This window comes from Nocardia lijiangensis NBRC 108240 (assembly GCF_001613045.1).
Lineage (GTDB): Bacteria > Actinomycetota > Actinomycetes > Mycobacteriales > Mycobacteriaceae > Nocardia > Nocardia lijiangensis.
In genome coordinates, this window is record NZ_BDBP01000077.1 from 43,325 (window position 1) to 50,343 (window position 7,019).

The following is a 7,019-nucleotide window of genomic DNA, read 5'->3' on the forward strand; positions in this document are numbered from 1 at the left end:
GTGCGATGAACGAGACGACCATCGACCACGAAGTGATCATCGTCGGGGCCGGGTTCTCCGGTATCGGCGCGGCGATCAAGCTGCGCGAGGCCGGGTTCGAGGATTTCCTCATCGTCGACGACGCGGACGGAGTGGGCGGCACCTGGCACTGGAACACCTATCCCGGTGTGGCCGTGGATATTCCGTCGTTCAGCTACCAGTTCTCCTTCGATCAGCGTGCGGACTGGTCGCGGGTCTACGCGCCAGGTCACGAACTCAAGGCCTACGCCGAGTCGTGCGTCGACAAGTACGGTTTGCGCCCGCGCATCCGCTTCCGCACCACGATCACCGACGCGGAATTCGACGAACAGGCCCACCTGTGGCGGCTGCGCACCGACTCCGGTGACGAGCTGCGCGCCCGCTTCGTGATCAGCGCGACCGGCGTCTTGACCCGGCCGAAGATGCCGGACATCCCGGGCGTCGGCGATTTCCGCGGCACGACCATGCACACCTCACGCTGGGACCACCGGGAAAGCCTGCGCGGCAAGCGGGTCGCGATCATCGGCACCGGCGCCTCCGCGGTGCAGGTGATCCCGGAGATCGCGCCCGAGGTGGCGCATCTCGTCGTCTTCCAGCGCACGCCGATCTGGTGCTTGCCGCGGCCCGATCTCCCGCTGCCCGCCCCGCTGCGCCTGGCCTTGCGGCTGCCCGGCGGGCGGACGCTGACCAGGTTGATCAGCCAGACCTACGTGGAACTGACCTTCCCCATCGCGGCGCACTACTACCGGTCGCTGCCGACCGCCGCGATGGGCGAGCGCCTCGGGCTCGCCCATCTGCGCCGCCAGGTGCACGACCCGGTGATGCGCGAAAAGCTCACGCCCCGTTACGCCTTGGGCTGCAAGCGGCCCAGTTTCTCCAATGACTACCTGACCAGCTTCAACCGCGACAATGTACTGCTGGAGACCGACCCGATCCGGGAGATCACCTCCACCGGTGTGCGGACCGCCGACACCGAGCACCGAGCGGACGTGCTGATCTTGGCCACCGGCTTCAAGGTGATGGAATCGGGCAACATGCCGACCTACGATCTGCGCGGGATCGGCGGCCGGGATCTCGAGAAGTGGTGGGACGAGCACCGGCTCCAGGCCTACGAGGGCGTCAGCGTGCCCGGCTTCCCGAACTTCTTCTCGGTGATCGGCCCGTACGGCTACAACGGCTCGTCGTATTTCGCGCTGATCGAGAACCAGGTCCGCCACATCCTGCGTTGCCTGCGCCACGCCCGCGCGACCGGCTCGACCTCGGTCGAGGTCACCGAGGAAGCCAACGATCGTTTCTTCCGGGAGATGCTGGCGCGGCGGGGCGGCCAGGTGTTCTGGCACGAGTCCTGCGCCCTGGCCAACAGCTACTACTTCGACAAGCACGGCGATGTTCCGCTGCGGCCGTCCACCACCGTGGAGGCCGCGTGGCGCAGCGGTCACTTCGACCTGGCCGACTACCGGTTCGCCTCGGCGTCCTGAGCAGCGTTGTCGTCAGCGGGCGGCCGCGGCTGCGATCTGCCTGCTCAAGATGTTGCGAGCGGTGACGAGGGACGGGCCGTACCAGGTGAGGCTGCGGCCCTCGACCAGCGCGCAGGGGATGCCCGGAAACGCCTCGGGCCCATCGGTTTCGGTGAAGACGTACGGCTCGTCGGGCAGCACCGCCAGCTCGACGCCGCGGGTGAGGTCGGCCTCGTCCACGCGCGGGTAGCGCTCCGGGCGGTCCGCGTGGACGAGGTGCAGCCCGAGCCGGCGCGCGAGGTCGCCGGTGAAGGTGTCGCGGCCGACGACCATCCACGGACGGCGCCAGATCGGGATGACGGCGGCGCGTGCATGCTCCGGAGGCGCTGCGGCCCAGATTCTTTCGGCCGCGAGCAACCAGGATGGCGCGGGGACGCCGAGTGCCTCAGTGAACAGCCTGGTGAGCGCGGGGAACGCGGCGTCCACCGTCTCGATTCTGGTGACCCACACCGGGATACCCGCCTCGCGCAGCCGTTCCACGTCCCTGCGGCGGTTCTCCTCCTGATTGCACAGCACCAGGTCGGGAGCCAGTTCGACGATCCGGCGCACATTCGGGTTCTTGGTGCCGCGCACACGTTCGACGGACAGGTCGGCCGGGTGCGTGCACCACTGCGTTGCCGCGACCAGTAATTCGGGACAGGTGACCGCCACCGACTCGGTGAGCGAGGGCACCAGGGACACCACCCGCCGCACCGGGCGGGCGATCCGCACCTCCGCGCCCAGGTCGTCGCGCAGCGAAATGCCCTGGGGCGGTACGGCGTTCACGAAAGAATCCGGTCGCAAAGGACGCGCAGCTGCTCGGGCGGCACCTCGGGCAGCGTATTGCCCGCGCCGAGCACCAGCAGGTAAAGGATCTGCGCGGTCTGCTCGGCGGCGGGCTCCGAATAGCCGATCTCGCCGAGCAGTTCGCGCAGAAATGCCAGCCGGGCCGCGTCGACGCGCTGCTTGGCCGCGGCGGCGACCGGGTCGTCCAGCGCCCAGGCCCGGACCGCCACCTCCAGCCGGGCCGGTTCACCGTCGGCGAGTACCCGATCGATCAGCAGATCGAGCCTGGCGCGCGGGTCCAGATCCGCGGCCGCCTGCACCTCGCGGATGTAGCGCAGCGTCTGCACCTCCTCGAAGTGCGCGAGCAGCGCCTTCTTGTAGCCCGCCATCCCCGTGAAGTGGTGATAGAAGGACCCGGTACTCAGCCCGGTCGACGCGACCAGCTTGTCGATGGTCAGCGCCGTCGGCCCCGCGGTGCCGAGGATCGACAGCCCGGATGCCAGCCATGAGGTCTTGCCCGCCACGCGATCCAGCCTATAACATAATTTTTGTTCTGTTTTCGGGATTGCTCACTTTCGGAGGTCGCGATGACCGCGATGACATCCACCATCCAGCCCCGCACCACCGCCGCCCGGTGGCCGATCCGGGTCCACTGCGCGGGCGCCGTGTTCCTGGGCGTGATCGGCTTCGGCCACGAGCTCGCCCTGCACATCTTCAACGGGGCCGATGTCGCCGGTGAGGAGGTGATCAACGAGCTGTCCAGGAACACCACGACGGCACTGTTCGAGGGCGGCAGGGAAGTGACGGTGTTCGGGCTCAACACCGGTTACAGCGTGGGCATGGGGCTGTTCGGCTTTCTCTTTCCGATGCTCGCGGTGGTGGCCGCCCGGACGGCGCCGGGGTTGATCGCGCGCTGGTCGCTGTTCAACTGGATCTGCGTGGCCGCGGCGGGCGGCACCTTCTGGATCTCCTGCCTGTACTTCCCCGAACTCATCGTCACGTTCGCCGGGCTCTCGACCCTCTGCTACGCCGCCGTGCTGGTAGCCGGGCCGCGCCCGTCGACGGAGTGACAAAAGCGCAGGTCAGCGGCCTGCAACTGGCCTGAAGTCCAGCGAAACGGCAGGGCAGTGCAGGTTCGGCACAAGGGCAGTGAACGGACGGCAATCGGGCATTACCTCGTCGACCCCGGTGGAGCAGACTGGTAATTGGCACCCGGCGCCGAGACGCACCGGCCGCAGCGCACCGGACGGGATCCGCCCGACGATGTTCGGAGACGCGGGCCCGGGCTCGATGCCGGGTGCTGGCTTTCGTCGGCACGAATGCCGCGGCGGGCTCAGCCCCGCGGCGATGTGTCCCGCAGCGATGTGTAGAGCGCGTGGAGCTCACGCAGCCCGGTCGCCGCGATCGACTCGTCCTCCGCGCTCATGCGGAGCGCTCTGCGCAGCAGCACGGGATCGAGATCATCCATCGCGGAACGGAATTCGACCTTCGGAAGGGCGGGCAGCGGTGTTTCGTCGCCGTACGGATCGTCGCTCGGGACCGGTCGCGGGTCACGCTCGATACCGCGGATGAGGGTGTCCAGGTCCAGCCCGCGCAGCGTGAGGATCTCGCGGGGCCGCTCGTCGAGTCGTTCGGCGAGCAGATAGCAGACCGCCGCCACGTGCTTGCACGGCCAGCCGGGGTCCGGACAGGTGCAGTCGAAGTCCAGCTCGGCCGCCGTACTCGGCAACAACAGCGGGCCGAGCCCAGTGGGTAGCGCGCCCGAGGCGATCTCGGCCAGCATGCCCGGCGAGGTGCGGATCGTCTCGATCAGCAGATCCAGCTCCTCCTCGCGCACCGCACGGACGCGGAACGCCGCGGTGAACGGGCGCGGCTGACTGCCCTGCACCTCCGCGATCACCGCACCCGGCTCGATCCGGTAGCTCACCACCTGTCCCGAGCGCGCATAGCTGCGCCCGCGGGCCAGCCTGCCGGGCTCGGCCATCGCCTCGACCGCATCGATCAGCGCCCGGCCCCACCAGGTGCGCCCGAATCCGCCGCGGCGGCTGCGCGCCGCGACACCACCCTCGACCGGCAGTCGCTTGCCGTACTTGCTGTAGTCCTCGAACATCATTCGCCCACCGCCTCCGCGCCGAGGGCGAACAGGTCGCGCAGTTCGTCGGTGCCCAGCTCGGTGATCCAGTTCTCCCCCGCACCGACGGCCAGGTCCGCGAGCCTGCGCTTGCCGTTGATCATCTCGTCGATCCGCTCCTCGATGGTGTCGACGCAGACGAGCTTGCGCACCTGCACCGCGCGCTGCTGCCCGATACGGAACGCCCGGTCGGTGGCCTGGTTCTCCACCGCCGGATTCCACCAACGGTCCAGGTGCACCACGTGATTGGCGGCCGTCAGGTTCAGTCCGGTACCACCGGCCTTGAGCGACAACAACATCAGCGGCGGACCGTCCCCGGCCTGGAATCCGGTCACCATGGCGTCGCGACGGCGCTTGGGAACGCCGCCGTGCAGGAACGGAATCGAGGTGCCGAAACGCTCGGCGAGGAACGGCGCGACGAGATCGCCGAACTCGCGGAACTGGGTGAACAGCAACGCCTTCTCGCCGTCGGCGAGCACCGCGTCCACCACGTCCTCGACCAGGGCCAGCTTGCCGGATCGGTGCTTGCCGCGCGCCAGGACGCCGGAACCGTCGCCGAGGAAGTGCGCGGGATGGTTGCACACCTGTTTGAGGCGGGTCAGCGCGGCGAGCACGGCACCCTTGCGCGCCATGCCTTTCGCGCTCTTGATCTTGCCCATCATGTCGTCGACCACCGCTTGGTACAGCGCGGCCTGCTCGACGGTCAGGTTGGCCCGCACCGTCATCTCCAGCTTCTCCGGTAGATCGCTGATGACGGACGGATCGGTCTTCACCCGGCGCAGCACGAACGGCTGGGTGACGAATCGCAGCCGCGAGATCGCGTTCTGGTCGCCCTCCCGCTCGATCGGCACCGCGAACCGCGCGCGGAAGGTCTGCGGGCTGCCCAGCAGCTTCGGCATCGCGAAATCGAGGATCGAGCGCAGCTCCTCCAGCCGGTTCTCGACGGGAGTTCCGGTGAGCGCCAGGCGATGCCGCGCCCGCAGCGAGCGGGCCGCGCGGGCCTGTCGCGTCCCGGCGTTCTTGATGTGCTGGGCCTCGTCGAGCACGACCCGCTCCCAGTCCTGTCTGCCCAACGCCTCGACGTCCCTGGCGAGCAGCGAATAGGTGGTGAGCACCAGGTCGGCCTCGGCCACCGCCGCGTCCAGTTCCGCGCCGCCTCGCCTTCCGGTGCCGTGGTGCACCAGCACCCGCAGGTCCGGCGCGAACCGCTCGGCCTCGCGCTGCCAGTTGCCGACCACCGACATCGGGCACACCAGCAGTGTCGGGCTGGGGTCCGTGGACTCTTCCCGCTCGTGCACGAGCAGCGCCAGCACCTGGATCGTCTTGCCGAGACCCATGTCGTCGGCGAGGATTGCGCCGCAACCCATTCGGTTCATGGTGACCAACCAGGACAGGCCGCGCAGCTGATAGGGGCGCAGCTGCGCCTTCAGACCGCTCGGCGCGGGGACCGGCTCCGCGTCCTGCCTGCGATCGAGCAGATCGGCCGCCCATCCGGTGGCGGTGACCTCGGTGATCGGCACCTGCTCGACCCGGCTGCTCGCCAGTTCGCCGATCATGTCGGCGAACGTGATCGGCGAATCGTCGCTGTGCGCGGCGACGTAGCGGGCCGCGGCGGCCAGCGCCTTGTGGTCGGCCTGCACCCACTCGCCGCGCAACTGCACGAGATCGGATTTGGCGCGGATGATGCGCTCCATCTCGGCCGTGGTCAGCACGGTATCGCCGAGCGCCAATTCCCAACGGTAACGGACCAATCCGCGCATGCCGACGGTGCTCTCCGCCGCGGGAACCGCGCTCTCCACCCGCAGCCGCATGGACGGGGCGGAGATGCTCCATGCGCGCGGCAGCAGCAGCCGGATGCCCGCCGCCTGCAACGCGTGGACGCCGTGCGCGACGAGATCGGCGACCACCTCGGTCGGCAAGAGCAGATCCATGGTGCGCGGATCGGTCGGCAGGTCACGCAGCCTGGGGTAGGCGCGCTGCGCCTCGCCCAGCTTGTCGATCGCGGTGCGGACCAGGCTCGGGTCACCGTGCAGCGGGATCGGGGCGGGCGCCTCCCCCTCGGTGCGCAGGCAGACCTCCAAGCGCCACAGCGCCACCGAATCGTCGGCGACACCGAGCTCGCCGTCCGGTTCCAGCAGGCGCAGCACCAGTTCCGGCTCGTCCACGGTCAGGCCGGCGCGCCAGCGCTCCAGCACCTCGGCCAGTTGATGGCTGCCGCTGTCGAGCGGGCTGTCGCCCACCAGCGCGGCCAGCAGCGGATGGGATGACGACGGTGCGTCCATCGCCTGCCTGGCGATCGGGTCGGTCAGCTCGCCGACGAGATCCTCCAGCACGGCCGCGGGCCGTCCGGCCACGTGCAGGGCCGCGGGGGCGGCCACGGCGAGCTCGGCCAGCCAGGCGCGCTGGCGCGCGCCGCCGACCAATCGCCACCGCACCCACCATTGACCGTCGTCCCTGCGCAGTTCGGGCACGATTCGCCCGGCCTGTACCCACCGTTCGATACCGTGCGCGACGTGGGCGAGGAAGCGCAGATCACCGGCGACGGCCGCGGCGGGCAACCGCTGGCGCAGCGCCGCGGCGGCCGCCTC

Annotated in this window: 6 protein-coding genes; 2 read left to right on the plus strand and 4 right to left on the minus strand. The window is 69.5% G+C overall.

The features are described 5' to 3' along the window. The first annotated feature begins 5 nt into the window (after positions 1–5). Entirely contained in the window at positions 6–1,496 is a 1,491-nt protein-coding gene (locus NL1_RS26490) for a flavin-containing monooxygenase (RefSeq protein ID WP_067844752.1), read from the plus strand. A gap of 12 nt (positions 1,497–1,508) precedes the next feature. Here the strand turns inward: NL1_RS26490 and NL1_RS26495 are convergent, their stop codons facing one another. Beyond that, positions 1,509–2,300, minus strand: a complete 792-nt coding sequence (locus tag NL1_RS26495; protein ID WP_281180860.1) for a helical backbone metal receptor — start codon at positions 2,298–2,300, stop codon at positions 1,509–1,511. Next, the gene (locus NL1_RS26500) at positions 2,297–2,824 is read right to left on the minus strand and encodes a TetR/AcrR family transcriptional regulator (protein ID WP_067844754.1); all 528 of its coding nucleotides are present in this window, start codon (positions 2,822–2,824) and stop codon (positions 2,297–2,299) included. Before NL1_RS26500 ends, NL1_RS26495 begins: the two co-directional genes overlap by 4 nt. A gap of 63 nt (positions 2,825–2,887) precedes the next feature. Between NL1_RS26500 and NL1_RS26505 the strand changes: the two genes are divergently transcribed. Further along, positions 2,888–3,370: an LIC_13387 family protein gene (locus NL1_RS26505; RefSeq protein ID WP_067844756.1), complete on the plus strand. Its 483-nt coding sequence runs from the start codon at positions 2,888–2,890 to the stop codon at positions 3,368–3,370. 263 nt (positions 3,371–3,633) lie between these two features. On the opposite strand, the gene NL1_RS26510 is transcribed toward NL1_RS26505, so the two are convergent. Then, the gene (locus NL1_RS26510) at positions 3,634–4,413 is read right to left on the minus strand and encodes an SWIM zinc finger family protein (protein ID WP_067844758.1); all 780 of its coding nucleotides are present in this window, start codon (positions 4,411–4,413) and stop codon (positions 3,634–3,636) included. Further along, on the minus strand, positions 4,410–7,019 hold a 2,610-nt coding region (locus NL1_RS26515), incomplete at its 5' end, for a DEAD/DEAH box helicase (RefSeq protein WP_067844760.1). The genes NL1_RS26510 and NL1_RS26515, both read right to left, overlap by 4 nt.

Bases quoted from the DNA above. Each gene is read 5' to 3' on its own strand.
- NL1_RS26505 (WP_067844756.1), top strand. From the start codon at position 2,888: ATGACCGCGATGACATCCACCATCCAGCCCCGCACCACCGCCGCCCGG.
- NL1_RS26490 (WP_067844752.1), top strand. From the start codon at position 6: ATGAACGAGACGACCATCGACCACGAAGTGATCATCGTCGGGGCCGGG.
- NL1_RS26510 (WP_067844758.1), bottom strand. From the start codon at position 4,413: ATGATGTTCGAGGACTACAGCAAGTACGGCAAGCGACTGCCGGTCGAG.